General features: G+C 55.3%; 28 protein-coding genes and 2 tRNA genes. 17 read left to right on the top strand and 13 right to left on the bottom strand.

What is annotated here, in order from left to right; genetic code table 11:
* Positions 1–2: 2 nt before the first annotated feature.
* Entirely contained in the window at positions 3–1,169 is a 1,167-nt protein-coding gene (locus KSF73_00255) for an isovaleryl-CoA dehydrogenase (GenBank protein ID MBV1774139.1), read from the bottom strand.
* A gap of 150 nt (positions 1,170–1,319) precedes the next feature.
* Positions 1,320–1,697, bottom strand: coding sequence for a MerR family DNA-binding transcriptional regulator (locus KSF73_00250; protein ID MBV1774138.1), 378 nt, complete (start codon positions 1,695–1,697; stop codon positions 1,320–1,322).
* A gap of 168 nt (positions 1,698–1,865) precedes the next feature.
* On the opposite strand from KSF73_00250, the gene KSF73_00245 reads away from it, so the two are divergent.
* The 5 genes from KSF73_00245 to KSF73_00225 all read left to right on the top strand — a co-directional run bounded on the left by KSF73_00245 (position 1,866) and on the right by KSF73_00225 (position 7,050).
* The gene (locus KSF73_00245; GenBank protein MBV1774137.1) at positions 1,866–2,879 is read left to right on the top strand and encodes an MBL fold metallo-hydrolase; all 1,014 of its coding nucleotides are present in this window, start codon (positions 1,866–1,868) and stop codon (positions 2,877–2,879) included.
* Positions 2,880–3,764, top strand: a complete 885-nt coding sequence (locus KSF73_00240; protein ID MBV1774136.1) for a DMT family transporter — start codon at positions 2,880–2,882, stop codon at positions 3,762–3,764.
* Between the two features lie 16 nt (positions 3,765–3,780).
* Positions 3,781–4,083, top strand: coding sequence for a hypothetical protein (locus tag KSF73_00235; GenBank protein ID MBV1774135.1), 303 nt, complete (start codon positions 3,781–3,783; stop codon positions 4,081–4,083).
* A 219-nt stretch (positions 4,084–4,302) separates the two neighbouring features.
* The gene (gene erpA, locus KSF73_00230; GenBank protein MBV1774134.1) at positions 4,303–4,653 is read left to right on the top strand and encodes an iron-sulfur cluster insertion protein ErpA; all 351 of its coding nucleotides are present in this window, start codon (positions 4,303–4,305) and stop codon (positions 4,651–4,653) included.
* A 237-nt stretch (positions 4,654–4,890) separates the two neighbouring features.
* A complete protein-coding gene (locus KSF73_00225) occupies positions 4,891–7,050 on the top strand; it encodes a ComEC/Rec2 family competence protein (protein ID MBV1774133.1) in 2,160 nt (719 codons plus the stop codon).
* On the opposite strand, the gene KSF73_00220 is transcribed toward KSF73_00225, so the two are convergent.
* Together KSF73_00220 and KSF73_00215 are read right to left on the bottom strand one after the other, a co-directional pair.
* Positions 7,032–8,168 (bottom strand): PilT/PilU family type 4a pilus ATPase, encoded by a 1,137-nt coding sequence (locus KSF73_00220; protein MBV1774132.1) that lies wholly within the window; start codon positions 8,166–8,168, stop codon positions 7,032–7,034. The genes KSF73_00225 and KSF73_00220 overlap by 19 nt on opposite strands.
* 205 nt (positions 8,169–8,373) lie before the next feature.
* On the bottom strand, positions 8,374–9,414 hold the full coding sequence (locus KSF73_00215) for a type IV pilus twitching motility protein PilT (GenBank protein MBV1774131.1): 1,041 nt from the start codon (positions 9,412–9,414) through the stop codon (positions 8,374–8,376).
* Between the two features lie 64 nt (positions 9,415–9,478).
* Between KSF73_00215 and KSF73_00210 the strand changes: the two genes are divergently transcribed.
* The 5 genes from KSF73_00210 to KSF73_00190 all read left to right on the top strand — a co-directional run bounded on the left by KSF73_00210 (position 9,479) and on the right by KSF73_00190 (position 12,645).
* Complete coding sequence (locus KSF73_00210; protein MBV1774130.1) at positions 9,479–10,177, top strand: YggS family pyridoxal phosphate-dependent enzyme; 699 nt, start codon at positions 9,479–9,481, stop codon at positions 10,175–10,177.
* Between the two features lie 66 nt (positions 10,178–10,243).
* A complete protein-coding gene (locus tag KSF73_00205; GenBank protein MBV1774129.1) occupies positions 10,244–10,810 on the top strand; it encodes a hypothetical protein in 567 nt (188 codons plus the stop codon).
* Between the two features lie 52 nt (positions 10,811–10,862).
* The gene (locus KSF73_00200; GenBank protein ID MBV1774128.1) at positions 10,863–11,678 is read left to right on the top strand and encodes a pyrroline-5-carboxylate reductase; all 816 of its coding nucleotides are present in this window, start codon (positions 10,863–10,865) and stop codon (positions 11,676–11,678) included.
* A 76-nt stretch (positions 11,679–11,754) separates the two neighbouring features.
* Positions 11,755–12,342, top strand: a complete 588-nt coding sequence (locus KSF73_00195) for a YggT family protein (protein MBV1774127.1) — start codon at positions 11,755–11,757, stop codon at positions 12,340–12,342.
* A 6-nt stretch (positions 12,343–12,348) separates the two neighbouring features.
* Entirely contained in the window at positions 12,349–12,645 is a 297-nt protein-coding gene (locus KSF73_00190) for a YggU family protein (protein ID MBV1774126.1), read from the top strand.
* Positions 12,646–12,723: 78 nt separating this feature from the next.
* Here the strand turns inward: KSF73_00190 and KSF73_00185 are convergent, their stop codons facing one another.
* Entirely contained in the window at positions 12,724–13,140 is a 417-nt protein-coding gene (locus KSF73_00185; GenBank protein MBV1774125.1) for an FxsA family protein, read from the bottom strand.
* On the opposite strand from KSF73_00185, the gene KSF73_00180 reads away from it, so the two are divergent.
* Genes KSF73_00180 through KSF73_00170 form a run of 3 tightly spaced genes read left to right on the top strand, consistent with a single transcriptional unit; the run spans position 13,139 to position 15,815 of the window.
* Positions 13,139–13,483, top strand: a complete 345-nt coding sequence (locus KSF73_00180) for a divalent-cation tolerance protein CutA (GenBank protein ID MBV1774124.1) — start codon at positions 13,139–13,141, stop codon at positions 13,481–13,483. The genes KSF73_00185 and KSF73_00180 overlap by 2 nt on opposite strands.
* Positions 13,467–15,263: a protein-disulfide reductase DsbD gene (dsbD, locus tag KSF73_00175; protein MBV1774123.1), complete on the top strand. Its 1,797-nt coding sequence runs from the start codon at positions 13,467–13,469 to the stop codon at positions 15,261–15,263. Before KSF73_00180 ends, dsbD begins: the two co-directional genes overlap by 17 nt.
* Before the next feature lie 6 nt (positions 15,264–15,269).
* Complete coding sequence (locus KSF73_00170; GenBank protein ID MBV1774122.1) at positions 15,270–15,815, top strand: TlpA family protein disulfide reductase; 546 nt, start codon at positions 15,270–15,272, stop codon at positions 15,813–15,815.
* A gap of 85 nt (positions 15,816–15,900) precedes the next feature.
* On the opposite strand, the gene KSF73_00165 is transcribed toward KSF73_00170, so the two are convergent.
* The 3 genes from KSF73_00165 to KSF73_00155 form a co-directional block, all read right to left on the bottom strand.
* Complete coding sequence (locus KSF73_00165) at positions 15,901–16,170, bottom strand: DUF4936 family protein (GenBank protein ID MBV1774121.1); 270 nt, start codon at positions 16,168–16,170, stop codon at positions 15,901–15,903.
* Entirely contained in the window at positions 16,170–17,150 is a 981-nt protein-coding gene (locus KSF73_00160; GenBank protein MBV1774120.1) for a folate-binding protein, read from the bottom strand. The genes KSF73_00165 and KSF73_00160 overlap by 1 nt, the downstream gene beginning before the upstream one ends.
* A 92-nt stretch (positions 17,151–17,242) precedes the next feature.
* Positions 17,243–18,355 carry a hypothetical protein gene (locus KSF73_00155; GenBank protein ID MBV1774119.1) on the bottom strand — a complete coding sequence of 371 codons (1,113 nt, stop codon included), beginning with the start codon at positions 18,353–18,355 and terminating at the stop codon, positions 17,243–17,245.
* A 234-nt stretch (positions 18,356–18,589) separates the two neighbouring features.
* On the opposite strand from KSF73_00155, the gene KSF73_00150 reads away from it, so the two are divergent.
* The 3 genes from KSF73_00150 (at position 18,590) to KSF73_00140 (ending at position 19,591) form a co-directional block, all read left to right on the top strand.
* Positions 18,590–18,665, top strand: a tRNA-Asn gene (locus tag KSF73_00150).
* Between the two features lie 56 nt (positions 18,666–18,721).
* Positions 18,722–18,797 (top strand) — tRNA-Asn (locus tag KSF73_00145).
* Positions 18,798–18,922: 125 nt separating this feature from the next.
* Positions 18,923–19,591, top strand: coding sequence for a hypothetical protein (locus KSF73_00140; GenBank protein ID MBV1774118.1), 669 nt, complete (start codon positions 18,923–18,925; stop codon positions 19,589–19,591).
* Between the two features lie 67 nt (positions 19,592–19,658).
* Here the strand turns inward: KSF73_00140 and murJ are convergent, their stop codons facing one another.
* A complete protein-coding gene (gene murJ, locus KSF73_00135; GenBank protein ID MBV1774117.1) occupies positions 19,659–21,200 on the bottom strand; it encodes a murein biosynthesis integral membrane protein MurJ in 1,542 nt (513 codons plus the stop codon).
* A gap of 121 nt (positions 21,201–21,321) precedes the next feature.
* Here murJ and rpsT point away from each other — a divergent pair, with 121 nt between their 5' ends.
* On the top strand, positions 21,322–21,585 hold the full coding sequence (gene rpsT / locus KSF73_00130; GenBank protein ID MBV1774116.1) for a 30S ribosomal protein S20: 264 nt from the start codon (positions 21,322–21,324) through the stop codon (positions 21,583–21,585).
* Positions 21,586–21,685: 100 nt separating this feature from the next.
* Here the strand turns inward: rpsT and KSF73_00125 are convergent, their stop codons facing one another.
* The 4 genes from KSF73_00125 to KSF73_00110 all read right to left on the bottom strand — a co-directional run bounded on the left by KSF73_00125 (position 21,686) and on the right by KSF73_00110 (position 25,015).
* Positions 21,686–22,876: an acetate/propionate family kinase gene (locus KSF73_00125; protein ID MBV1774115.1), complete on the bottom strand. Its 1,191-nt coding sequence runs from the start codon at positions 22,874–22,876 to the stop codon at positions 21,686–21,688.
* Positions 22,873–23,781: a bifunctional enoyl-CoA hydratase/phosphate acetyltransferase gene (locus tag KSF73_00120; protein ID MBV1774114.1), complete on the bottom strand. Its 909-nt coding sequence runs from the start codon at positions 23,779–23,781 to the stop codon at positions 22,873–22,875. Before KSF73_00120 ends, KSF73_00125 begins: the two co-directional genes overlap by 4 nt.
* Positions 23,782–23,799: 18 nt before the next feature.
* Positions 23,800–24,564 (bottom strand): enoyl-ACP reductase FabI, encoded by a 765-nt coding sequence (gene fabI, locus KSF73_00115; GenBank protein MBV1774113.1) that lies wholly within the window; start codon positions 24,562–24,564, stop codon positions 23,800–23,802.
* A 118-nt stretch (positions 24,565–24,682) separates the two neighbouring features.
* Positions 24,683–25,015 (bottom strand): hypothetical protein, encoded by a 333-nt coding sequence (locus KSF73_00110; protein ID MBV1774112.1) that lies wholly within the window; start codon positions 25,013–25,015, stop codon positions 24,683–24,685.
* Between the last annotated feature and the right edge of the window lie 146 nt (positions 25,016–25,161).

Genomic DNA, 25,161 nt, shown 5'->3' with positions numbered 1-25,161 from the left:
AATTACTTGGTTTCGTTAAACAGTTCACGGCCGATCAGCATGCGGCGGATTTCGCTGGTGCCTGCACCGATTTCGTACAGCTTGGCGTCGCGCCACAGGCGTTCCACCGGGTATTCCTTGATGTAGCCATTACCGCCCAGGGTCTGGATTGCTTCGCCAGCCATCCAGGTGGCCTTTTCTGCAGCGTACAGAATCGCGCCGGCAGCGTCCTTGCGGGTGGTTTCGCCACGATCCAGCGCCTTGCCCACGGCGTAGACGTAGGCGCGTGCTGCATTCCAGGTCACGTACATGTCGGCGATCTTGCCCTGCATCAGTTCGAATTCGCCGATGGCCTGGCCGAACTGCTTGCGGTCGTGCACATAAGGTACGACAGCGTCCATGGCGGCGGCCATAATGCCCAGCGAGCCGCCGGACAGCACGGCGCGTTCGTAGTCCAGACCGCTCATCAGCACTTGCACGCCACGGCCGACGGTACCCAGTACGTTTTCTTCCGGCACTTCTACATTGTCGAAGAACAGCGGGAAGGTGTTGGAACCGCGCATGCCCAGCTTGTCGAGCTTGCTGCCAGCGCTGAAACCCTTGGACAGCTTCGGTTCGATGATGAAGGCGGTCATGCCCTTGGAGCCTGCGTTCACATCGGTCTTGGCGTAAACGATCAGCACGTCGGCGTCACCACCGTTGGTGATCCACATCTTGGAACCATTCAGTACGTAGCGGTCGCCCACCTTGTCGGCGCGCAGCTTCATGCTCACCACGTCGGAACCGGCATTCGGTTCGCTCATGGCCAGTGCGCCCACGTGTTCGCCGGACACCAGCTTTGGCAGGAAGCGACGTTTTTGTTCTTCCGTTCCATTCTTGCGGATCTGATTCACGCACAGATTGGAGTGAGCGCCATAGGACAGACCCACTGATGCAGACGCGCGGGAGATTTCTTCCATGGCAATGATGTGGGCCAGATAGCCCATATTGGTGCCGCCGTATTCTTCTTCGACGGTCATGCCCAAGAGGCCCATGTCACCAAACTTGCGCCACATGTCGGCCGGGAACAGATTTTCTTCGTCGATCTTGGCGGCACGCGGGGCCAGTTCGGCGGCGACAAAATCCTGCACCGAGCTGCGCAGCATGTCGATATCTTCGCCGAGATCAAAATTCAGGGTAGGGATGTGCATGGTGTGCTCCTCTAATTGATGTGCAGGCACTGCGCAGGCAAACGGGCAACCAGCCATTGTCTGACCGAAAGCTGCCCGGCGCAATAACCGGTTTTGACATTCCAGTATTGTGTGTTACGTTGACGTAAACGTCAATTTGCTGTGCAAAAATCAGACGCTCTTGATCAGCGATTCGCATTGCCGCTCGAGATCATCCATTTCGGACAGAATGGCATCGATATCGCGACGTTGCTGTTCGAGTGCGGCACGCTTGGGGCGCAGGTATTCCATCAGTTTGATCAGCTGCGGGGTTTCATCCTTGGCTGCATCGTAGAGATCAAACAGCGTAAGGGTTTCCTGTAGCGTAAAGCCCAGTCGCTTACCGCGCAGGATCAGCTTCAGGCGCGTGCGATCGGCCTTGCCGTAGATGCGATTGCGACCATTGCGACCCGGGCTGAGCAGCCCTTCGGCTTCGTAAAAGCGAATGGCGCGCGTAGTGAGATCAAACTCGCGGGCCAGTTCGGTGATGGTGTAGGTTTGTTCGCTCATGGCGGCGTCTTGAGGTGAGTTGGCGCAAGTCTAGCAGAGGCTGTCATCAGCGTGACATCTGTCGTATGAAAGTGCCGGGCCATCTGTGGAGTATTTGCTTACAAAGCAATCGCTTGCTTTGTAAAATTGATGCCATAATAGTGAACGTGATTCGAGTGGATATGTGCCATGCGTTACCCTTTTCATGATCAACAGCCTGCCGCTGGCACGCGCATGCAAGTCGCGCCGGGCGTGCACTGGGTGCGCATGCCGCTCCCGATTGCACTCAATCACATCAATCTGTGGCTGATTGAAGATGGCGAGCACTTTGCGTCGGTTGACTCTGGAATGGCAACACCGCAGACACGCGAGGCCTGGGAGGCCATTTTTGCCTCGGGCGTGCGTCTGTCCAAAACCATCGCGACGCACTATCACCCTGATCATCTTGGATTGCTGAACTGGCTGAGTGAACGATTTGCTGTGCCGGTGTATATGAGTTTGGGCGAGTTTGTATCCGCTCATGCATTGTTTAATGATGTGGCAGGATTTGATACGCCAGCGTATGCCGAGCATTTTGTATCACACGGCCTGCCTGCGGAATCCGATACGCTGATGCGTTCGCGCGGCAGCGCCTATCTGCGCGGCATCGATGGCTTGCCCCTGCATTACCGGCGTCTATCCGAAGGCAGTCTGCTGGAGATTGGCGGCCATAGCTGGCGCTGCATTGCCGGATTTGGTCATTCACCCGAGCATATGGCCTTGTACAACGGCGACGCTGGCGTGCTGATTTCCGGCGATATGCTGCTACCCAAGATCAGTACCAATGTCGCCTGCGGGCCATCAGAGGCCGAGGGTGATCCGCTGGCCGCTTTTCTGGCGTCCATCGAGCGTTTCCTCGAATTGCCGAATGACACGCTGGTGCTGCCCAGCCACGGCAAGCCCTTTGTCGGCATCCATGGCCGGGTCAAAGCACTGCTGGCGCACCATGAAGAACGCCTTCACGCGCTGGCAGAGGCATGCGATCATCCGCGCCATGCATATTCTCTGATTCCCGTTCTGTTTGGCCGGGAACTCGATCATTACCAGACCTTCTTCGCCATGAGCGAAGGCATCGCTCACCTGAATCATCTGTGGCATCAGGGCGTGCTGCAGCGCGAAGCGATAGAAGGGGTCTGGCATTTCCAGCGTGGCGGGCGTGAATAAATGAACAAGTCTCGAATGGTTGTCCTCCTGATCGTCACCATGGCCATCTGGGGGGGAACCTTTGTCGTCGGTCGCGTCATGTCGCAGTCTATCGAGCCGATGGCGCTGGCCTTCTGGCGCTTTGTAGTTGCATCTGTTGTCTTGTTCGTACTCATGCTGCGCCGTGACGGCAAGATTGCCGTTCCTCAAGGCAAAGCATGGTTGTGGGCGGCATCGCTGGGGCTGACCGGTGTAGCGGCGTATAACCTGTTCTTCTTTGCCGGACTCAAGATCATCCCGTCCAGTCGTGCCGCGCTGCTGGTGGCACTGAATCCCATCATGGTGGCGGTGTTTGGGGCGATTTTCCTGCGTCAACGTTTGAGCGTGATTCGATGGCTGGGCGTGCTGCTGTCGCTGTTTGGCGCGGTGACGGTCATCTCCCATGCCGAATACAGCAAGATGCTGGCCGATGGCATCGGGCACGGCGAGTGGCTGATTCTGGGCTGCTGTTTCTCGTGGGTGGCCTATACGCTTTTCGGCAAAGGCGCGGTAGCGAGTCTGGGCAGTCTGCCCGCAACCGCCTGGGCTTCGGTGATTGGCTGTGTGGTGCTGGGTGTCGTGGCGACGTTCAGCGGCGTGGACTTGAATCCTATCGCCATCACCCCACCTCAGTGGGGCGGCATCGTGTATCTGGGGGCGCTGGCGACGGCTGCCGGCTTTGTCTGGTACAACAACGGTATTCGCGATCTGGGTGCGGCACGTACCATCGTATTCACCAATTTCGTGCCGGTGTTTGCGGTGCTGTCGAGTGTATTGTTTCTGGGTGAGCAATTGTCCTGGCCGACGATCTTTGGTGGCCTGCTGGTGATTGCGGGCGTCACACTGACGAATGTGCAGGGACGCTAAGGAGGTGCTTTAAAAAATGAAAAAAATGAATGTATTCGCAAAGGTGTTGTCAGCCTGTGTGCTGTTGCATCTGACGATTTTTGTAGCATGCCCTCTTTTCATAAAGGGCTGGGCTGGTTTTTCCTTGTTGATGATTAACTTCTATCCGGCCTACCTGATGGCTAAATTCATTCCGGGTCTGATAGATGGTCAGCATTTTCATTGGCCGACGATGGCAGGGCAATTGCTGTGCTGCGCATTCTGGGGGATTTTGTATGCGGGCAGTGCAAAACTGATTGCAACTGCAGTATGTAAACGCCACGAGCAGCCTGCTTGTTAATGTCGGTTGCTTCGCCCGGGATGTGCAAAGCATAACGGCGTTGTACTACTCGCCTGATCTGAGCACCGCCTTCGCGCTGTCGCACCGGACTCCTTGTGGATACCCCTACTGCCAGTGTGATTGACCCTGCATCCAGAGCGGCCGATAATTCACTATTGATTGATTTACCCTTATGCGCAGGTGAGCTGTCTGCGCCTTACAAAGCAAGGAATTCAGGCCATGAACGCCACCACCGATATCCCGACACCCTTTGTGTTTACCGACAATGCAGCTGCCAAGGTGGCCGAACTGATCGCAGAGGAAGGCAATCCTGACCTGAAGCTGCGCGTGTTCGTAACTGGCGGCGGTTGCTCCGGCTTCCAGTACGGTTTCACTTTCGACGAAATCGCCAACGATGACGATTCGGCCTACACCAAGAATGGCGTCACCCTGCTGATCGATCCGATGAGCTACCAGTATTTGGTCGGCGCAGAAATCGATTACGTTGACAGCATCGAAGGCTCGCAATTCACCATCAAGAATCCGAATGCGCAATCCACCTGTGGCTGCGGTTCGTCTTTCTCGGTTTAACCGGCATCCGCTCGGCATCAGGCCACCCAAATGGGTGGCCTTTGTTTTTGCAGCGCAATTCAGACAGACATTTGTACCATCCTTACAATCAGCGCCTGAACCGGCAAGTGCCTGGAATGGGCGTGCTAATGCCTCTGTCCAGCGGGAACTTGTTCGACGTCTCCTTTCAGTGCCGCTTTCAACCCGAGTCATTTCCTCGCATTCTTGGCCTTTCCTTCACGTTCGGAGTGCGTCGCCATGCGAATGGCTGTGGGTGCCTTTGTAGGTGGCGTATGCGTGCTGCAGTGCATGCCGTTGTTGCCGCCGCTGCTGGCCTGTACCGTGATGATATTGGTCGCAGCCGCTGTTCGTATGAGATGGCAAACGATTGGTAGTGTCATGCTGGCCGGTGCAATCGGTTTGAGCTGGGCCGCATGGCGTGCTGATGTCCGCTTGCGTAATCAGGTGCTCGATCCCGCCTTTGAAAATCAGCTTATTCAAGTGGCAGGGTGTGTGGATGGTCTGGTGCAAGCAGATGCTGGTCGCGTGAGCCTACGCTTTCGCATTGTGCCGTCGGTGGCAGGATTGCCCGAGCGTATCGGACTGCATGGCAAGTTGCGGGCGGGGCAGGCGATCGGAGCAGGGGAATGCTGGCGACTGCCGATACGCATGCAATCCCTGCGCACGCATCTCAATCCGGGTAGTTTTGACAGTGATGCTTGGTTAATCAGTGAGGGTGTGGGGGCTGAAGGCACGCTGGCCGAGGGAGATTGGCAGCGCATTCGGCAAGTAGGGTGGGGATTCGTCGCGAAGATCAGTCAGGCGCGCGCACATGTCTCGTCGCATATACGGGCAACTCTGGCCGAGCTCCCTTATGCTGGCGTGGTTGCGGCGCTGGTGGTGGGTGATACTTCGGGGATTTCATCCGAACAATGGGATCGTTTTCGCCGTACAGGGCTGACACATCTTGTTTCCATCTCAGGTTTGCATGTCACGCTGGTTGCCGGCCTTCTGGGCAAGCTGGCAGGCGCAATCTGGAAACGCACGCCAGGGGCTGCCCGGCGAGTCCAGTATGGCACTGTTGATGCAATTGCTGGCGTCTGCGCTGCCTTAGTCTACAGCGTGCTGGCGGGATGGTCTGTGGCAACGCAGCGGACATTCTTCATGTTGCTGGCAATAGCGGTCGCGACGTGTACCCGACGCATGCTTGCACCATCGGTCACGTGGTGCTTTGCCTTGGGACTAACCGTGTGCTTCGATCCGTGGGCGGTGCTTTCACCGGGATTCTGGCTATCGTTCCTGCTGGTTGGCTGGCTCATGTACGGCGGGGTAGGCGGCACCCAGTTTACGCTGGAGGGAAAGCTTCGGGCGTGGGTGTCCGGACAGTTGATTGCCACATTTGCATCCTTACCCTTGCTGGTGTTTCTATTCGGGCAGTTTCCGCTCACCTCTTTGCCTGCCAATGCAATTGCGATTCCAGTGGTAGGCAGTGTAGCGACACCGCTTGCACTGATTGGGATGCTGGATCCGAGCGGGGTCTTACTGCATCTGTCTCATCTTCTGATTCAGATCGCATTTGATCTGGCTGACGTCATGGCACCGCCTTCAACCGTCGTCATGCTGGCGCAGCCCACAGGTTGGACGCTTGCGCTGGCTCTGCTGGGTCTGTTTGCGCTGTTGTCTCCGCTTGATGGATCGATTCGTCTTCTGGGCGCAGTGTGCATGCTGCCCGTTATGTTTCCGCGTGTCCCTGACATACAGGGTGAGGAATGTATCGCGCATGTACTGGACGTCAGCCCCGGCTGGGCGGTGGTGTTGCAAACCTCGGATCGAACGACAGTCGTTGCAGGCGGTAATCCCATCCAGAGCGCACGAGCACTGACGCCCGCTCTGCGCGCAATCGGCGTCAAGCACATTGATGAACTGATGGTGGATTCGGCATCTCAGCCCCTAAAGCAGGTGATAGATGCAGAACACATGTGGTTGCTTCGACTTCCTGATTGGCTGGAAGAACATGAGCCATGTGCACCAAGATCATGGCGCAAAGATCAATCCCTGCAATCCGTCCTGTTTGGTGAGATGAAGGACGAGCAGTCAATATCAATGTGCGCGCTGGTATGGCGATCCGCTTCTGCGATGCTGTTGCTTGTGCCGCCGGGCAGCCAGTTCAGCATGCCGGTGGATAGCAATACGGTACAAATCGGTGAGGGCACGCCGTCGCTGCTGGGGCAACCTGATTGGCTAATCACCCTGAATGATTCGGTTCCACGGTCCGGGCGACAATTGAATCCCACAGTGTCAGGCGCAATTACCCTCAGGCTGAAACAGGGGACGTGGCAGGTGAGCACCCTGCGACAATCATCGAAACGATACTGGCGCAGGGTGGGGGAGACCAATACTTATACGATGTCTAGGTGATCAAGGCCGGAGAAAATATCCTTACCCTTGGATTCTTGCGAATCCAGCTTGATGCGCAGGCGCAGATCGTTCACCGAATCGGCGTTGCGCAGGGCATCCTCGTAGCTGATCTTGCCGGCTTCATAAAGATCAAACAGTGCCTGATCGAAGGTCTGCATACCAAGCTCGCGGCTCTTGGACATGATTTCCTTGATTTCGTGGACATCGCCCTTGAAGATCAGCTCGGAAATCAGCGGCGAATTCAGCATCACTTCCACCGCGGCTACGCGACCCTTGCCGGTGCGATGCGGAATCAGCCGCTGGGATACAAATGCCTTCAGGTTCAGCGAGAGATCCATCAGCAGCTGGGCGCGACGTTCTTCCGGGAAGAAGTTGATGATCCGGTCCAGTGCCTGGTTGGCCGAGTTGGCATGCAATGTGGCCATGCACAGGTGACCGGTTTCCGCGAAGGCAATCGCGTAGTCCATCGTTTCGCGGTCGCGGATTTCACCAATCAAAATCACATCCGGCGCCTGACGGAGGGTGTTCTTCAGTGCCGCAAACCAGCTATCGGTATCTACGCCGACTTCGCGCTGGGTCACAATGCAATTCTTGTGCTCGTGCACGAATTCAACCGGATCTTCAATGGTGATGATGTGACCCTGGCTGTTTTCATTCCGGTAGCCAATCATCGAGGCCAGCGAAGTGGATTTACCCGAACCTGTTCCGCCGACAAAAATCACCAGCCCGCGTTTGGCCAGTGCTACGTCCTTCAGCACAACCGGTAGACCAAGATCGTCGAAATTGGGGATTTCGGTGGTAATCGTCCGCAATACCAGACCAATCCGTCCTTGCTGCATGAAGGCGTTTACCCGGAATCGACCAATCCCGACCGGGCTGATCGCAAAATTGCATTCCTTGGTACGTTCAAACTCGTCGGACTGACGATCATTCATGATCGCCCGCGCCAACTCCTTGGTGTGTTGCGCTGTCAGCATCTGGCTGGATACAGGCGTCACCTTGCCATCGATCTTAATCGCGGGCGGGAAATCGGCAGTGAGAAATAGATCCGATGCACCTTTGTTACGCATCAGGCGCAACAAATCATGCATGAATTTCGTGGCTTGTTCTTTTTCCATGATGAAACCAGTGTGTTGGGTAAAACGCTTACCGCTATCGGACATGGCTGGTTCAATCCACCTGCGCGTTTTGGCGCGGTTCCCCCGCGGCGGCGAGGGAGGAGTTGATCAGCGATTCATCCGTTCCTTAATCGTATCCGGTATGTGTCAGGGTTTCCCCTGACGAAGCACTGCCAGTTGAAACGTAGATTGGCTTGGTCAGTTGTTAACGGAAATTGTCAGGGTTGGCCGCTTTGCCGCGTGCTTCTGGTACGGCGATCACATTGCGGCGAACCAGATCGGTCAGACATTGATCCAGTGTCTGCATGCCATATTGCTGGCCGGTCTGGATACTGGAGTACATCTGGGCAATCTTGTTTTCGCGGATCAGGTTCCGGATAGCCGGAATGCCGATCATGATTTCGTGCGCGGCCACGCGGCTATTGCCGTCCTTGGTTTTACACAGCGTTTGCGAAATGACGGCGCGCAGTGATTCAGACAGCATCGAGCGCACCATTTCCTTTTCTGCTGCCGGGAAAACGTCGACAATCCGGTCGATGGTTTTGGCAGCTGAACTGGTGTGCAGCGTACCAAACACCAGGTGACCCGTTTCAGCCGCAGACAGTGCCAGACGAATGGTTTCCAGATCACGCATTTCACCCACCAGAATCACATCCGGATCCTCACGGAGCGCGGCGCGTAGCGAGTTGGAAAAGCTCATGGTGTGCGGACCCACTTCGCGCTGGTTCACCAGGCACTTCTTGGATTCGTGCACAAATTCGATCGGGTCTTCCACGGTCAGGATGTGACCGTATTCCGATTCGTTAATGAAGTTGATCATCGCGGCCAGCGTGGTGGACTTACCGGAACCCGTCGGGCCGGTCACCAGGACGAGTCCGCGTGGATTCTGGGCAATATCCTGAAAGACCTTGGGGGCGCCCAACTCATCCAGCGTCAATACTTTGGACGGAATGGTACGGAACACCGCACCGGCACCGCGATTCTGTACGAATGCATTTACCCGGAAGCGCGCCAGATTAGGAATTTCGAACGAGAAATCGCATTCCAGCGTTTCTTCGTAGACCTTGCGCTGGTGGTCATTCATGATGTCGTACACCATGTCATGTACGTCTTTGTGCTGCATGGGCGGCAAATTAATGCGCCGCACATCGCCGTGGACACGGATCATGGGGGGGAGTCCTGCCGACAAGTGTAAGTCGGACGCCTTGTTGCGTACCGAGAAGGCCAGGAGTTCAGAGATTTCCATCGTATAATTCCTTGCTAATGCTGATCAGTCAGCATGAACTTCGAATATTCCGGGAGCATTATGTATGTCCGGCCTGGATAAATCCAGACAACACGTACTCCTTCAACTCAGCGAAGCGTTGAGTGTGGCGGGGAGGCGTAGTGACACCTGTCAACTGATTGCCGTCAGTAAGACCTTTCCTGCTAGCGATGTGCGTGAGCTCTACGCATGTGGACAGCGCGCATTCGGTGAGAATTACGTGCAGGAGCTAGAGCAGAAACATGCCGAGCTGGCAGACCTTGTCGAGCTTGAATGGCATTTCATCGGACCGCTGCAAAGTAATAAAACCCGATCTGTTGCACAAATCGCGCATTGGGTACATTCAGTGGATCGACTGAAAATTGCGGAACGGCTCAGTGTGCAACGGCCGGTCGGATTGCCGCCACTGAACGTACTGGTGCAGGTGAACGTATCGGGCGAATCCAGCAAATCTGGTTGTCTTCCTGACGAGGCTGCGGCATTGTGTCGCGCCGTGGTGGCTTTACCCGGGCTGGCCCTGCGTGGACTGATGTGCATCCCTGAAGCCACTACGGATGAATTACAGCTTGCGCAGCGCTTTGATGTGATGCAGCACCTGCTGACAGACCTTCGGGCAAAAGGCTTGTCGGTAGATACGCTCTCAATGGGCATGTCAGCTGATATGGCACTCGCAGTGCAGCATGGTGCGACCATGGTGCGGGTTGGAACCGCCATTTTTGGTCGCCGACACTATCCCGATGCCTGAGCTCCGCTCGTCGGTGAGGGGGCAGGCTCATTGTAAATAACCAAGAAAAAACAAGGGGAGTACACTTTGTCGAAGGAATACGCTTTGTCCATGGATGGACTGGCACTGCTGTCGCGCGCGCTTAAAGTCAATGAGGGCGAGAAAAAGGACACGGTCGAACTGGTTTCGCCGTGGCAGCGATTGCCCGAGTTTTCACCAGTGCGCCTGCATGTACGCATTGGCGCCGGATTTGTCGCGCTTGTCGTCCTTTTGATGACGTTCCAGGGCGTGATTGCTCATCAATTGTTGCCCGTCATCGCAGCTGTGTTCATTCTGCTAGGAGGAGTGCTATTTGCTTGGCAAAAGCGATTCTGGTTTTGGGCGGCCATACTGGAAGTCGATGCAGATACCATCCGTCTAGTCTTTCGCGGGCCGGGTGCCCCGGCTGCATCAGAAATGCGAACCAATGAGGTTGATGCGCTCGTCTATCGCATGAACGAGGGGCGGCTTGCTCGACTCGCCATCCAATCCGGAGCGTCCTGCCTGAAGCTTCCCTTTAGCGGCCGTCATGACGTGGACAAGCTTTACTGCAATCTTATCCGGCACTTTCTGCAAAAGCACAAGCCGGACATTGAATTCAAGCAGCATGGCTAAGCACCACACTCGGTTAGCATGCCTTAAACCACTTTCGTAAATGGTGATCCAGATGCACAGCAGAATCGTATTTATTGGCGGCGGAAATATGGCGCAAGCCATTCTTGGAGGCTTACTGCAGCAAGGTGCCCCGGCCAGCAGCTTGTTTGTGATTGAGCCGGATGCAGACAAGCGCGCGGTATTGAGCGAACGTTACGGCATCACAACGCTGGCGCTGGATGCAGCGCTGCCCGATGTCGATGTTGTGGTGCTTGCCGTGAAGCCGCAGCAGCTGCGAGAGGTGACGTCTGCGCGTGCGGCTGAAATGGCGGGTAAGCTGGTGGTCAGCATTGCCGCCGGTGTACGCACTGCGGATCTGAATCGCTGGCTGGCAGGCAAAGCACGGCTGATGCGGGTGATGCCGAACACGCCTGCGCTGGTGCGTGCAGGCGTTTCTGGCGTGTTTGCTGCAGAGGGTACCAGCGCAGCAGATGTTGACGTCACCGAAACTATCCTGGGTGCAATTGGTCGGGTGGTATGGGTCAAGGCGGAGTCAGATATTGACATAGTGACGGCGATTTCAGGCTCCGGTCCAGCCTATGTATTCCACTTTATCGAAGGGCTGGCGCGAGCAGGTCGCGAGCTTGGGCTGGCGCCTGCACTGGCAGATGAGCTGGCCAAAGCGACTTTTGAAGGCGCGATCCGTCTGGCGCTCGATAGCGACGACGATGTCGGCACCCTGCGCAAGAATGTTACTTCCAAGGGTGGCACAACCGAAGCCGCGTTGAATCATATGATGTCTGCCGGGCTCGAAGAAACAATTGTGCAGGCTGCCAAGGCAGCGCATGCGCGTGCGGGCGAACTGGCGGATATACTGGGACGCGATTAAGCCCTTGCGCCATGCAGTTTTGCCCTAATCTGGAAGCATTGCACGTTAATGCTTGCTCACCTCGGACGGGATCATCATGTTCAATCAAGCAGTCGCATTTTTGATCAATAATATTGCGGCATTTTTCATTTTCAATCTGGTGCTGCGCTTTCTGCTCCAGGTTGTACGTGCGCCGTTCCATCATCCGCTGGCGCAATTTGTACTAAAGCTCACCAACTTTATTGTGCTGCCGTTGCGGAAGGTTGTGCCTTCACTCGGCGGCTACGATACGGCCTCGTTGCTGGCAGCATGGCTGATTGCACTGGTGATGAATGCGCTATTGCTGGCGCTTGATAATTTGCCAGTCGCCTGGGGAAGTCCTTCTGTGATGCTTGTATTAGGCGGGCTTGCACTGGTTGAACTGCTACGTCTGAGTCTCTACCTGCTGTTTGGTGCGATGCTGGTTCAGGCGATTCTGTCCTGGGTCAATCCGCATAATCCGCTCTCACCCTTGCTGGACAGGCTGGTGAATCCGGTTTTGAATCCGCTGCGTAAACTGATTCCGCCCATGAACGGGCTCGATCTGACGCCACTCTTTGCCTTGCTGGCGATTGAGATGCTTCAGCGCTTTGTGATCACCAGCATTGTGATTTCCTTGCGGACGAGTCTGTTTGTGTTGGGTTAAGGGTATATGTCGCAGGTACTAAGCTGGTTTCGCCGCGATGGCGATGATTGGGTGCTGTCGCTGTATCTGCAGCCGGGCGCGAAAAAATCGGGGTCGGCTGGATTGCATGATGGCTGTCTGAAGCTGAGACTGGCGGCGCCGCCCGTGGAAGGCAAAGCCAATGCTGCGCTGATTGCATTTCTGGCAGACTGGTTTGGCATACCTAAAAATCGAGTCAGTATCCAGTCGGGCGAACTGTCGCGGCGGAAAGTTGTGCGTATAGCAGGTAGTGCGCGCTCACCGGAAGGCTTGCTGGCTGTCTAGCGCGCATGAATAAACTGTACATGGCTGTACAGGTACAGCTGGCGCAGAATATATCCTGTCAGCTGTGTTCCGTTCTGATTATTTGCTTTCTATCTTGTTGGTTTCACGGATGATTTCTGTGAACTCACCTTCAATGATGTCACTTGCTGCTTGAGCCTGTACAGTTTTTGACTGTACCGGCCATGGCAAGAGCAGCAGAAGCGCGATGCAATCACCAATGGGGCCCGGAATGACAAGCAATACCGCCGCGATCATGCTACGCAAGGCATAAAGCAATCTGGAAAATGGCATTTCGCCTGCACGTGCTGCACCCACGACAGCCCATGCGGCTGCTAGACGCCAGTTGCGTAACATGACGACGCCGATCCAGCCCGCCAGAAAAAACCAAGCAAACAGCCAGAATCCGATCAGGTGAAATAGCCAGATCGACGCGGCGATTTCCGCAAAGGGGTAGGCGAGCAGGCAAAGTGGTATAAGGAGAAGCAAAGTGCGCATGGAAACAGAATCGCAGTCAGTGATTGTGGTGGTGTGTGCAGTGCCAGACGAAGGACTTGCAGGGGAGATTGCTCGCGACCTGCTGGAAAAACGTCTGGCGGCGTGTGTGAACGTATCGGCGCGCTCGATGTCGCATTATCGCTGGCAAGGTAAAATTGTGAGTGATCAGGAAGTGATCCTGATGATCAAAACCCGCGCGGGACAATACGCTCAGGTGCAGGCCGCAATCGTGGCGCTTCATCCGTATGATACCCCGGAAATCATCGCACTTCCGCTTGTAGATGGCCTGCCGGCCTATCTTGATTGGGTAAGGACTGAAACCGGAAATGAAGAACATCCTTAAATGCGTCCTGCAATGGAGTTGCCTGATGCTGTGTCTTGCGGCCAGCGCTCATGCAGATGATTTGCTGGCAGTCGAGGAAGCTTTCAAGCCCTCACTGATACAAAAAGATGCGAACACGCTGGTAGTACATTACGAAGTGGCCGATGGATACTATGTCTATCGCGATCGCTTCAAGTTCCTGCGTTTGCCGGATAACACGCCAGTAGAGGCGAAAATTCCGCCCGGCAAGAAAAAGCATGACGAATATTTCGGTGAGGTGGAGTACTACCGTCATGCGGTAGATGTCGAACTGGTTTCGCCAGATGGATTTCCGGCTGGTACCAAGATTTCAGCCACCTCTCAGGGCTGTGCGGATGCGGGGGTGTGCTATCCGCCGATGACGGTGGAGCTGACCGCTGCAGTGGCTACAGCTTCTGCACCGGCATCTGCCAAAGCTGCCGACCTGATCAAGGATGCGGCGGCTGCTGCACCGGCGACAAGTGGCGATGATGCGGCGCAGGTCTTTAAGGATCGCGGCCTCTTTGCCGTCATCCTGTTCTTCTTTCTTGCGGGTCTGGGTCTGGCCTTCACCGCCTGCATGTATCCGCTGCTCCCCATTATCTCCGGTATTGTGGTCGGGCAAGGACAGGCTAACTCCAAGATGCGCAGCTTCACCCTGAGCTTTGTGTATGTGCAGGGTATGGCGGTGACCTACGCGATTGCAGGTATTGCTGCTGCACTGTCTGGTTCGCTCATTTCCAATGCCCTGCAAAATGCCTGGGTACTGGGTGCATTCGGTGGGTTCTTCGTGCTGATGTCGCTGTCGATGTTCGGTCTGTTCGAGCTGCAACTGCCCAATGCACTGCAAAGCAAACTTAACGATACCTCGAACCGTCTGCCTGGTGGTAAATGGGTGCCGGTGTTTGGTATGGGTGCCCTGTCAGCGCTCATCGTTGGTCCGTGTGTGGCACCGCCGCTGGCAGCTGCACTGGGTTATATCGGTGCCAGCCACGATGTGCTTACGGGCGGATTGGCACTCTATGCAATGGCGCTCGGTATTGGCGCACCGCTGATCGTGGTTGCCGTGCTGGGCGGTCATGCCATGCCCAAGGCGGGGCCGTGGATGACCCATGTGCGTCAGGTATTCGGTGTGATCATGCTGTTGCTGGCGCTGTGGATGACGCGTCCGGTATTGCCTGATTGGGTTTTCATGGGCACGCTGGGTGTGCTGGCGATTGGTGCGGGCGTACAGTTGTCTGCACTGGATTCAATTGCTCACCCGACGGGCTGGAAACGTATCTGGAAGTCGCTGGGTGTGGTGCTGCTGCTGGTGGGTGTAGCGCAACTGCTGGGTGTACTGGCCGGCTCTCGCGATCCGCTGCAGCCGCTACGTGGCGTGTTTGGCGGTGGTCAGGTGCAGGCCGCGGAAGCCCCTCTGCCTTTCAAAGGGATAGCAAGCGAGGCAGAGCTGGATGCAGCCATCGCTGCTGCACAGGGCAAGCACGTGATGCTCGACTTCTATGCCGACTGGTGTGTATCGTGCAAGGAAATGGAACATCAGACCTTTACCGATGCGGCTGTTCGTGCAAAGCTGGCCAGTGTGGTGCTATTGAAGGTGGATGTAACGGATAATTCTGCCAACGCCAAGGCCTTGCTCAAACGATTCGGTTTGTTCGGTCCGCCCGGTACCATTTTCTACAACCATGCGGGTGCGGAACTTCGTGCGCAGCGTCTGGTCGGATTCGAGGCACCGGCCGCGTTTGTGCAGCGTCTGGAGCGTGTATTGGCCAATCAGGGATAAATAGAGATGAACATCAAGGTGCTTGCCGGCGTTGCGGGATTGTTTGCCGTTGTGGCCAGTCTGGGTGGAATTGCCTGGCAGATCGGAAAGGATGCGCCGTCGCCTATTGCTGTCGAGGCTGCGACCATGACTCAGTCTGATGTCTGGTCGCTGGCGCTGAAAGATCTGGACGGTAAGTCGCACACTCTCGCGAGTCTGCGTGGTAAGCCTGTTGTGATGAATTTCTGGGCAGGCTGGTGCGGCCCATGTCGCGAAGAGCTGCCTGCTTTCTCTGCAAGTAATAAGGGCTGGGGCGGCAAGGTGAACTTTGTGGGCGTGGCGCTTGATAAGGCCGAGGATGTCAAAGCCTTCCTCAAGGATGTCCCCGTCAACTATCAGGTGCTGCTGGGCGAACAGTCGGCTATGGAAGCCATGCGTGGACTGGGTAATCGCCATGGCACGCTTCCGTTTACCGTGATTTTCGATGCGCAGGGTCGTGCCGTATTGACTACGCCCGGCAAGATGGATCGCCCCCAGCTGGACGAATACCTTAAGCCGCTGGTGCCGCGCTAAGCGCTATACACAGTGAATACAAAAAGGCCCAACACATGTTGGGCCTTTGTCTTTGGATTAGCCTGCCATCGACTTTTTATCGATGCTAGACATACTCAACAAACCACTCGATCATCCGCTCGGAAGGCAGCAAGGCTGGTAAGGCGCATGCATGCATCGCCGCAGTAAAGCCTTCCCGATCAGCAATGCCTGCATAGACCTCCATCCAGGTATCAGGCTTGTCTGCGCGGCGCTGGACGCTGATGTGCTGGCAGAATGGGCGCAATAATCCTTGTACCTGACGAATCGACTCGACAATTGCTTCTTTGCTAGCAATGGTCGGATCGATCTTGTAATAGACGTAGGCGTTCAGCATTAAGCCGGAATTGCGTAAGGTAAGGGAAGTTGCGTCAGTACCGGGCCTTCCGGGTTTTGCACGTGCAGACCATGTTCGATGCTGGCGGTTTGCACCACCACCAGCGCCTCCCACCGGCCATGCTCATTCTGAGCTGCCATCGCGACCGTGCCCGAAGGTTGACCATTCATTTCCGGGCTGAATACCTCTTCGCCCGGCTTGAGTTCGACCTCAGAGAGGACACGAATCGTACGACGTTTCAATTTGCCCAGATACTGGGTTCGAGCAACGATTTCCTGACCCGGATAGCACCCTTTTTTGAAGTTCACTGCGCCAATCAATTCCAGATTGGCCATTTGCGGCACAAAGGCTTCCTGCGTCTCTGCGAGCACCGTCACGATGCCTGCGCGAATGGCTGCCAGTTCCCAGGCAGCCTCTGTCGCAGGGTTCGCACCTCTGGCTGCAAGGTCAGTCCATAGTTCGGGTAACAACGCATTGGGTGCCAGCACCAAGAAGCGATCTTCATTGAGTCTGACAACACGAATGTCATCGTGCGACTTGCTATGCATGTCTTCTGTTGGGATGTCATTCAGGTGGTTCAGCAGCGCGTGTGCCTGGGTACCTGCCAGACCTACCGCACCAATTGCGCCACTTTCATCAGAGACCCTGGTTTTACTGCGCATGATATACATGCTCAGACGCTTCTGAATGGCAGGGGCAATGGTATTCGGCAAGCCCAGTAGATAATCATCACCGGAACGGATAATCAGGAAAGTGGCCAGCATCCGACCCTTGGGGGTTGAATAGCTGCTGTATTGCACCTGATCAGCCCCGATGGCACGCACATCGCTGGAGAGTTGTCCTTGCAGAAAGGTGAGGGTGTCCTCTCCTGTGAACCTGAGCCAGGCAACTGACGCGAGAGCAGAAAGTGTGGTGCCGCCGTCGGGGTATGCGTTCGACGGGGTTGGCTGGAGGGTAGGGAGCAAGTCTGTCAAGGACATGGGCGTAACCTGAAAACGGATGATTGCCAATAAGATGGGGGCACCTTTTAAAAAAGGAACCCCCAATTCAAGACTGTTTGATTCAGTCACGCTCAGTTGATGCGTTCAGCCTCGGTATGCGGGCCGAATCGTGCGGTACCAACCGAGCGGATTTCCGGGCTTTCCAGTTTTCCATTAATGGATAAGTTGGACTGAATACTCTGGATGCCAGCCTGCAAGCGGGAATCCAAACGGCCCTCTATCGCGTCATTGGTGATATGAACGCTGCCATTGGCTGAAAACTTCCCTGAGGTCAGTGACAAGCCCTTTAGCGTGATTCTGCCATCCAGCCAGAGTAACTCACCGGAGAGCAGTTCAAAGCGAGTAATCCCGCCACGTTGAATGGCACCAGTCTGCGAGCGAATCGGCGCAACCAGATCCATATTGCTCAAATGACCATCGCTCATGGAGAATTTCATGCGTATGGCCTGATTGGAAAATAAGGTGTCGTAGCTATCGCCTGAAAAGCTGATCAGTGCCGTGGCGGACATGCGTCCTGCGGTATGTGTCACAGGCGAAAATAGCTTGGTAAGGGGCTCGCTCTGCATACCCTTTGTTTCCAGCGAGCCATCAATCTTCCAGCCGTTATTCCAGAACAGTTGAGCCTGCCCGATAAATGCGCTGCTAAAGACGACACCATGAATATCATCGAACAGTACGCCATTTTCATCGGCAATCCCGTGCGCAGTGATGCTATCGAACAGGACATGGTACTTGCCGGGCAAAATCCAGTTGTCTGAATTGGCTGTAATCACAAATCGCTTGCCGGATGGTTTGATATTCAGCTCGGAGCGTCCGTTGGTGTCGCGGATCACGACCTGATCAAAGGTGCCATCCGGATTGAGCTTAAGCACGCCGGACATCGGCCCGAGTGCGCGCTTGCGAAACTGGATGGATACATTTTCCATGCGGATGCTGGAAAAGTGGACATCGCGCCCACCGGGGTTGGGCTTCAGGTGCTGGGGTAATGCCAGTGCAAACTCGCTCGATAGAATGGCATCGTTGATCGATACATCCGACAGCTCATGGCGGAAACGCGTCACATTGGTGATCGAGACCGGGATGGTCACGGAGCCAATACTGGCAGCGTCATTGCCCAGTCTCAGATCTGAAAGCGTGAAGGTTGGCTTGGGCATGTAGGAAAAACTGATGTTGCCAATTCGCACCGGGGTATCCAGGCGTTGGCTTAGTTTTGCCTCTAGAAGCTTCTGCCAGTGCTGGTACGGCAATAGCAGTGGCGTTGCTCCTAGTAAGGCCGCAAGTATGAAAGTCCATAAAATCAGTCGTTTAAGTGTATGCATGGTCACGACATTGGCATGAAATGAGTAGATGGTGCGTATTCTATTGCGAAAAGGGTTGACACGGGGAAAAACCCTCTCTAAAATGCGCAGCTCTTCGGTTCCCTGATAGCTCAGTCGGTAGAGCGACGGACTGTTAATCCGCAGGTCCCTGGTTCGAGTCCAGGTCGGGGAGCCAACCTTCAAGCCTATTTTAATGATTGCTGCGGCTTGTTAAATATTGCAGAAATCTATTCCCTGATAGCTCAGTCGGTAGAGCGACGGACTGTTAATCCGCAGGTCCCTGGTTCGAGTCCAGGTCGGGGAGCCAAATTCTGAAAGCCCAGACGCAAGTCTGGGCTTTTTCATTTTTCCGCGCTAGATTTCTCGCTCGATTTCTGGAATGACGGGCATCCATCTGATACAACTTAATCAGATCGTTTGTGAGCTGTCACCATGTCCGAGCACGCTGAACATCCTCCCGCCCCGGCTCCCGAGGCAGAAAAATCACCTGCACCGGCCAAGATGCCCGCATTCAAGCGGCTTATCTTGTCCTTGTCGGGTATTACCATGCCCATCATGGTGGGATTTGTACTGATCTGCACCATACTGATCGTGGCCGGGTTTGCGGGGGGGCTGCTGTTGGGTATCCGCAAGGGCAAAGCGTCCGAGGAGATGCTGCGGGTTCAGATCAAGAATGTGATCACCCAGAACAATAAACTCCACGAAGAGCATGAGAAGCTGGAGAAAAAGCTGGAAGATGCCAAGTCGGTGAATGAGGCGCAACAGGCCGATCTACGCGTGGCGCAGGATACCGCTAAGCAATTACAGCTTGAAAAAGATGCACTCGAAAAATTTCTGAATGAAATCAAAGAGAAGCTGGTGAGTGGGGCGCCCGGCAAGCCGCAAGAAAAGCCGACTGGTTACAAGCTCAAGTTCTCCGACAAGGAATGTGATCCGGGTAATCGCACCATTAAAAATAAAGATGATGTGGGTTGCATGGATCTGAAAGGTGCAATTGACTCAATGAATGAGTCATATAACGCCAAGAAAGCAGAGGCCAAGAAGGCCGCGCCTGCGCCCGCCAAGCAGGAAGCACCAAAAGCGGATTCGCATCATCATTAGCGGGTAATCCGTCATGTAAGCAAACAAGATCAGGCCGAAATCGCCTGATCTTGCTTTATCTGCGCCCTTAAATTGCGCGACGCGAGAAATCGCGTGGCCGGAATCCAAATGCCGCCAGCAAGGCAAAGTAAACGGCCGCTCCGCTGACGACGAGGACGGCCAGTTGCCAGATACGCTGTCCCTTCTGCAGTTGCGTCCAGTCGCCCATCAGGGACTGCAGCGCGATCAGCAAGAGCGCCATGCCGCCGACTGCCATCAATAGTTTGATCAGGAAGGCGATCCAGCCCGGTTTGGGGATGTAAATCCCGCGCCTGAGTAGAATGACCAATAGGGTGCCTGCATTAACGCAGGCGCCCAAACTGATTGCCAGCGCAAGTCCTGCATGTGCCAGATCGGTGAACATCAGCAGCGCCGCATTAAACAACTGCGTGGCAAGCAGAGACACAATGGCCACTTTGACTGGTGTGCGAATGTCCTTGCGCGAGTAAAACGCGGGCACGATAACCTTCAGCATAATGAGCCCGATCAGGCCAACGGCATAAGCGACGAGCGAACGATGCGTCATGATGACATCGTGTGCGCTGAATTTGCCGGACTGAAACAGGGTGGAAAGCAGCGGAATACTGATTACGCCAATTGCCACAGTCGCAGGGAGTGCCAACAGGAAACATAGCCTCATGCCCCAGTCCAGCATGGCAGAGTACTGCTGTTGATCCCCTTTAGCATTCAGTTTGGCCAGGCTGGGCAGCAAAATAGTACCTAGCGCGACGCCAAGCACGCCCGTTGGCAGCTCCATCAGGCGATCTGCATAGGTCATCCAGGAAATGCTCCCTGCAGGCAGGTAGGAGGCGATCTGACTATTGATTACTAAGCTGATCTGCGAAACCGACACACCAAACAGCGCGGGCACCATTAACTTGAGTACGCGGCGGACACCTTCATCGGCTAAATTGAGGCGCGGGCGCGGCAGCATGCCAATCTTGCGCAGAAACGGAAGCTGAAAGGCTAATTGCGCGACACCGCCCAGGGTAACGCCGATGGCTAGTGCAAAAATGGGCTGTTCAAAGTATCCGCTCAAGAACCAGCCGCACCCAATCATCGAGACATTGAGTAGTGTGGGTGTAAACGATGGCACCGAGTACTGATTCCAGGTGTTCAGGACACTGCTGGCGAGCGATGCCAGCGAAATCAGCATGATGTAAGGGAAGATGATGCGGGTGAGTTGTGTGGCCAGTGTGTAGGTGTCCGGGCTGTGTTTAAAACCTGACGCCATCGCTAATACGACGAACGGTGCGCCCATGACACACAGAACCGTAAAGACCAGCAGCACAAGGGCAAGCAAACCACTTACATCGGCCAGAAAAGTCCGCGCCTCGCGATCACCTTTCTGGGCTTTGTATTCGGCCAGAATAGGCACAAATGCTTGTGAAAACGCGCCTTCAGCAAAGATTCTCCGGAACATGTTGGGTAGACGGAAGGCAATGTTGAAGGCATCCATGGCTAGCCCGCTACCAAATTGGTGTGCGTTCATCATCTCCCGTACAAGCCCGAGAATACGGGAGATCATGGTCATACTGCTTGAGCGCAAAAGGGCGTTAAACAGGTTCATTTTGGCCGTTGAATGATTGACAAACGGTAATAGTGTACGCGAACCTTGCAAGTTCGAAGGAATTTTGGCAAAATCTACCGTTTCCGCGAAATCCTTTTACCGGTTTAAGGAGTTGATTTAAATGGCAAATAGCGCACAAGCTCGCAAGCGTGCTCGTCAAGCCGCTGCCGCGCGCCTGCACAATGCCGCCCAGCGTTCGGCATTCCGCACTGCAGTCAAGAAGGTTCTGAAGGCAATCGAAGGTGGTGACAAGGCTGCTGCCAACACCGTCTTCCGCGCTGCTGTTCCTGTTCTGGACCGTATCGCCGACAAGGGCGTGTTCCACAAGAACAAGGCTGCTCGCCACAAGAGCCGTCTGAATGCTGCGATCAAGGCAATGGCCTGATCCATGCAGGATGCACTGACAAACGATTAGCTGGCCAGCATCGCGTGTCAAACAGAAACCCGCCTCTCACGGCGGGTTTTTGCTTATGTGCTGCCGGTATTTAGCAAGTCTGTAAGTGCTGAAAGCCCGCCAGAGCCAGTACGCGCTCTTCATTGGTAGAGAGTGTCAGGGTATGTACCTGACTTGTGTTTGCGCTGATGGTGCCCGGTCGACCTGACTGATTGAGCGCTGAATCAAGCTGAATGCCCATCCATGCCAGTAGTTCACCAACCCGTGCTCGAACCGGTGCCGCATGGCTACCGATTCCGCCGGTAAACACCAGTGCATCCACTCCCCCTAGCGGCACTGCCAAACCGGCGATTTCTCGCGCGACGCTGATGCAGAACATCTCGACCGCTTGTCGGGCTGCGTCTGACTGACTGCCCAGCAATGTGCGCATATCCGACGATTCCCCGGAAATACCAAGTAAACCCGACTGCTTGTAGAGCAGATTGCTTATTTCGTGAGGGGGCATGCCCTGATCGAGCAGATGAAGCAGCACGCCAGCATCCAGCCGGCCGCAACGAGTGCCCATAATCAGGCCATCCAGCGCGGTGAAGCCCATGGTAGAGGCGATGCTTTTTCCATTGTGTAGCGCGCAGAGACTGGCACCATTCCCCAGATGGGCGACAATCACGCGAGCCCTCGATTGTTCGGGGAGATGCTCGGGCAAAATCGAGGCAATGTAGTCGTACGATAATCCGTGAAAGCCGTAACGGCGAATGCCCTGCGCCCACATGGATTCCGGCAGGGCAAAACGCTGGTATATCTCGGGGTTGCTACGATGGAATGCCGTGTCAAAGCAGGCAATTTGTGGCACATCGGGTAGCAGGGCGCGCATGGCACGCACGCCATTGAGCCCGTGTGGCTGATGAAGCGGTGCAAGCGGAATCAGATCAGTCAGCGTAGCCAATACGGCATCATTCAGTACAACGGGTGCTGCAAAGTCAGCGCCGCCATGCACGATACGATGGCTGACTGCGCCGATGCGTCCCGCCTCAAAGGTGTTACTTAGCCAGTTGAGTAGATAGCCCAGCGCAGCGGCGTGATCATGCCCCGATACTTCCGCATCAGCCAGTATGCGGCCATCCGCTGCACGTGCGTGAAACAGCGTGTGTACATCGGCATGAGCCAGATGCCCAATGTTCTCGATTTCGCCGCTCAGCAATACATCGTCCGCATGGGTGCCGAACAAGGCGAACTTCAGGCTGGACGATCCTGCATTCAGGGTTAATACCGGTAATGGTTTCATCCACGTGCCACCATGATCTTGGCAATCGCACACGATGCCATGCGTGATTGCGCCTTGTCTGCGCGGCTGGTAAGCACAACCGGTACGCGTAGTCCGAGCACGATGCCTGCAGAATGTGCTCCTGCCAGGTATTGCAGCTGTTTGGCCAGCATATTGCCAGCTTCCAGATCAGGTACCAGCAAGATATCGGCATCGCCCGGAATGGGGCTCGTGATGCCTTTTGACTCGGCGGCTTCGCGGGAAATGGCATTGTCAAAGGCGAGCGGGCCATCCAGTATCGCACCCGTAATCTGGCCCCGATCGGCCATTTTGCAGAGTGCGGCCGCATCTACGGTCGCGCGCATGCTGGGATTGACGGTTTCAACTGCTGCCAGAATGGCGACTTTGGGTTGGTCGATGCCTAACTTCCTCACCAGGTCGATCGCGTTTTGCAGGATATCGCGCTTATCGGCCAGATCGGGGACAACATTCACTGCTGCATCGGTGATGAAAAGCGGCTTGTGGTACGCAGGGATTTCCATCGCAAAGACGTGGCTGACGCGACGTTCGGTGCGTAAACCGTTGGCACTGGCCAGCGCAGAACGTAATAGTTCATCGGTATGCAGACTTCCTTTCATGAGCGCCTGAACCTTGTTATCGCGCGCCAATTCGGCCGCAGTATCGGCTGCTGCATGGCTGTGGGGTACATCGATCATCTCGACGCCGGACAAATCAATTTCTGCTTCAGCCGCCAGTGCGAGTATCTGTGCTTTGGGGGCGACAATCACCGGCTCGATCAAGGATTGATCGCGTGCTTTGAACACTCCCTTGAGTGACTCAATATCGCAGGGATGCACGGCGGCCATGCGGATCGGAGGAAGGGGCTCGGCGATCGCCAGCAAGAGTTTCAGTGCATCCTTGTCCATTGAATGGATTCCTTATGATCAGCCAACTATGTGATAACCCGCATCGACGTAATAGACGTTGCCGGTGAGGGCTGCGGTGGCGGGAGACGTCAGAAAATTTGCCAGATTGCCAACATCCGCCAGCGAGGCAAGTCGATGCAGGGGCGCATTGTCGATTGCATGCTGCATCAATTGATCAAACTCATCGATCCCGCTGGCTGCGCGTGTGGGCATGGGGCCCGGAGAGATGGCGTTGACCCGGATGGCCTGGGCTGCCAGTTCGTAGGCAAGATAACGCACGGTACTTTCCAGCGCTGCCTTAACGGGGCCCATCATGCCGTAATGCGGAATAACCTTGTGGGCACCGTGATAGCTCATGGTGAGGATGCTGCCGCCATCCGACATAAGCGGTGCGGCGAGATTGGCCACGCGAATCAATGAATGACAGGACACACTCATGGCGCGCAGGAAGCCTGCTTCCGAGCAGTTCAGTACAGGACCATGCAAATCGGTCAGGGGTGCCCAGGCAATCGAGTGAATGACAAAATCGATCGTATTCCAGCGTTGCTTCAGGTCGGCAAAGACCTGCTCGAGCGATCCGGGCACTTCTACATTGCATTCCAGCAGTAGTGGCGCCTCAATCGATTCCGCCAGTGGTGCGACAAAGGGCCGCGCTTTTTCGTTCAGATAGGTTAGTGCGACTTCCGCACCTGCGGCGTGCAGTGCATGTGCACATCCCCAGGCGATGCTGTGTTCGTTGGCCACGCCAAGGACAATGCCGCGCAATGGACGACTGGATGACATCTGTAGCTCCGGAACAGGATATTTGCTTCATCCTATCTCTGGATCATGGCAGATTTTTTGCAGTGCAACAATGTTGGATGTGTGTGCTATTTGATGAGGATCAGATGCCGTCTGTCGCTCAGAAAATCCCCATGAGCTTTCGATAATCCGCGACGGCCAGTTCGCGCTGCATGGCGATATCCCGCGCATCATCGGAAATGTCTACGGCAACCTTGACGTAGCGCCCGATGGCCTTCCAGATGGCAATGGACACACTCTCTTCCAGGGCAAGTGAGGCATATTCATCCGCATATTGGGTTTCTAGGCTGATTTCGGTCAGCCAGGCGCCACCGATGTCGCGATTGCGAATCCAGCTGATGCCGTTAAACGTACCGCGAATGGCAGACTGAACCTTGGCAGGCTCGCTGCAGCCGAGCGGATATGCAGACAGATGGATGCGAAGCGTTGTCATGATTGAAATGCCACACCAAAGCCAGAGGAATCATGCAAGAGCATGCCACTTTTGCAAGTGACATATGCTGAGTGTAGCAAGGCTGCTGCGTATCGTGTTGGCTTGTCGACCAATGACTGTTGCATACAAGAGAATGCTGTTAGAGT

This window comes from Burkholderiaceae bacterium DAT-1, from assembly GCA_019084025.1.
Taxonomy (GTDB): domain Bacteria; phylum Pseudomonadota; class Gammaproteobacteria; order Burkholderiales; family Chitinimonadaceae; genus DAT-1.
Note: the sequence above shows the minus strand (reverse complement) of the source record. Positions and strands in the feature narration are given on the sequence as shown.

Excerpts from the sequence above, each read along its gene's own strand:
- KSF73_00120 (MBV1774114.1), bottom strand. The coding sequence starts at position 23,781 with ATGGACAAGGATGCACTGAAACTCTTGCTGGCGATCGCCGAGCCCCTT.
- KSF73_00125 (MBV1774115.1), bottom strand. The coding sequence starts at position 22,876 with ATGAAACCATTACCGGTATTAACCCTGAATGCAGGATCGTCCAGCCTG.
- KSF73_00185 (MBV1774125.1), bottom strand. The coding sequence starts at position 13,140 with ATGCGCACTTTGCTTCTCCTTATACCACTTTGCCTGCTCGCCTACCCC.
- KSF73_00225 (MBV1774133.1), top strand. The coding sequence starts at position 4,891 with ATGCGAATGGCTGTGGGTGCCTTTGTAGGTGGCGTATGCGTGCTGCAG.
- murJ (MBV1774117.1), bottom strand. The coding sequence starts at position 21,200 with ATGAACCTGTTTAACGCCCTTTTGCGCTCAAGCAGTATGACCATGATC.
- KSF73_00190 (MBV1774126.1), top strand. The coding sequence starts at position 12,349 with ATGTCGCAGGTACTAAGCTGGTTTCGCCGCGATGGCGATGATTGGGTG.
- KSF73_00245 (MBV1774137.1), top strand. The coding sequence starts at position 1,866 with ATGCGTTACCCTTTTCATGATCAACAGCCTGCCGCTGGCACGCGCATG.
- KSF73_00195 (MBV1774127.1), top strand. The coding sequence starts at position 11,755 with ATGTTCAATCAAGCAGTCGCATTTTTGATCAATAATATTGCGGCATTT.
- dsbD (MBV1774123.1), top strand. The coding sequence starts at position 13,467 with ATGAAGAACATCCTTAAATGCGTCCTGCAATGGAGTTGCCTGATGCTG.
- KSF73_00240 (MBV1774136.1), top strand. The coding sequence starts at position 2,880 with ATGAACAAGTCTCGAATGGTTGTCCTCCTGATCGTCACCATGGCCATC.
- fabI (MBV1774113.1), bottom strand. The coding sequence starts at position 24,564 with ATGTCATCCAGTCGTCCATTGCGCGGCATTGTCCTTGGCGTGGCCAAC.
- KSF73_00200 (MBV1774128.1), top strand. The coding sequence starts at position 10,863 with ATGCACAGCAGAATCGTATTTATTGGCGGCGGAAATATGGCGCAAGCC.
- KSF73_00210 (MBV1774130.1), top strand. The coding sequence starts at position 9,479 with ATGTCCGGCCTGGATAAATCCAGACAACACGTACTCCTTCAACTCAGC.
- KSF73_00220 (MBV1774132.1), bottom strand. The coding sequence starts at position 8,168 with ATGGAAAAAGAACAAGCCACGAAATTCATGCATGATTTGTTGCGCCTG.
- KSF73_00140 (MBV1774118.1), top strand. The coding sequence starts at position 18,923 with ATGTCCGAGCACGCTGAACATCCTCCCGCCCCGGCTCCCGAGGCAGAA.
- KSF73_00235 (MBV1774135.1), top strand. The coding sequence starts at position 3,781 with ATGAAAAAAATGAATGTATTCGCAAAGGTGTTGTCAGCCTGTGTGCTG.
- KSF73_00110 (MBV1774112.1), bottom strand. The coding sequence starts at position 25,015 with ATGACAACGCTTCGCATCCATCTGTCTGCATATCCGCTCGGCTGCAGC.
- rpsT (MBV1774116.1), top strand. The coding sequence starts at position 21,322 with ATGGCAAATAGCGCACAAGCTCGCAAGCGTGCTCGTCAAGCCGCTGCC.
- KSF73_00255 (MBV1774139.1), bottom strand. The coding sequence starts at position 1,169 with ATGCACATCCCTACCCTGAATTTTGATCTCGGCGAAGATATCGACATG.
- KSF73_00160 (MBV1774120.1), bottom strand. The coding sequence starts at position 17,150 with ATGTCCTTGACAGACTTGCTCCCTACCCTCCAGCCAACCCCGTCGAAC.
- KSF73_00165 (MBV1774121.1), bottom strand. The coding sequence starts at position 16,170 with ATGCTGAACGCCTACGTCTATTACAAGATCGATCCGACCATTGCTAGC.
- KSF73_00180 (MBV1774124.1), top strand. The coding sequence starts at position 13,139 with ATGGAAACAGAATCGCAGTCAGTGATTGTGGTGGTGTGTGCAGTGCCA.
- KSF73_00170 (MBV1774122.1), top strand. The coding sequence starts at position 15,270 with ATGAACATCAAGGTGCTTGCCGGCGTTGCGGGATTGTTTGCCGTTGTG.
- erpA (MBV1774134.1), top strand. The coding sequence starts at position 4,303 with ATGAACGCCACCACCGATATCCCGACACCCTTTGTGTTTACCGACAAT.
- KSF73_00250 (MBV1774138.1), bottom strand. The coding sequence starts at position 1,697 with ATGAGCGAACAAACCTACACCATCACCGAACTGGCCCGCGAGTTTGAT.
- KSF73_00215 (MBV1774131.1), bottom strand. The coding sequence starts at position 9,414 with ATGGAAATCTCTGAACTCCTGGCCTTCTCGGTACGCAACAAGGCGTCC.